Origin of the sequence: Elstera litoralis (assembly GCF_000963705.1) — a bacterium.
Taxonomy (GTDB): Bacteria; Pseudomonadota; Alphaproteobacteria; order Elsterales; family Elsteraceae; genus Elstera; species Elstera litoralis.
Genome location: NZ_LAJY01000981.1, coordinates 1 through 573, shown reverse-complemented (window position 1 = coordinate 573; position 573 = coordinate 1). Strand labels below are relative to the sequence as shown.

Genomic DNA, 573 nt, shown 5'->3' with positions numbered 1-573 from the left:
CGCCGAGAAGAAGGCCACGGCATCATCGACGACCGTGTTAACCTTTTTTGCCCGTATTGAGGCGGCTGTTGGTCACTTCGATGGCCGACTGCGTCTTTTGCAGAGCCAACAGGTTCGAACGGACAGAACCGCTCAGCGTGACATTGGTGCCATAAGCCATAGTATCTTCCCCTTCTGGAGACTAGAGATGGATCACACCGCTTTTTGCGATGCTGTCGTGACATTACCCGAGTTTGACAGCGATTCAATAGGTAAATTTTACCCTGATGGGCGGCCTGGCGGCGCTAAATTCGGCAGAAAGCAAGGCGCTTTTTTAACGTATATCTGGCGCACCCGCGCACCGTATATATAGTGCTTCGCACGTGCAGGAAATTGCTGTATTCTGCATTATTGAAAAAGGCCGACAGAAGCGTTGGCATAGGATGCCTGCAGGGTGACGATTTTTGTAATCGTTCCCCGCACACCAGGAGGGTTTGGCAATGGATTCCGCGACGACACTGGCCAATGCATCCGCTCGCGCTGAAACTTCTGCGCGGTCCCAATCCAAGTCCCCCTCTGCGGCTGAAAGCAAAG

The 573-nt window shown here is 53.1% G+C and carries 2 protein-coding genes; one reads left to right on the top strand and one right to left on the bottom strand.

Annotated elements, in window-relative coordinates:
* Positions 1–352, top strand: a 352-nt coding sequence (locus VZ95_RS27745; RefSeq protein WP_232302802.1) for a hypothetical protein, incomplete at its 5' end; no start/stop codon positions are given.
* Between the two features lie 35 nt (positions 353–387).
* Here VZ95_RS27745 and VZ95_RS27740 read toward each other — a convergent pair.
* Positions 388–573, bottom strand: a 186-nt coding sequence (locus tag VZ95_RS27740) for a hypothetical protein (RefSeq protein ID WP_232302801.1), incomplete at its 5' end; no start/stop codon positions are given.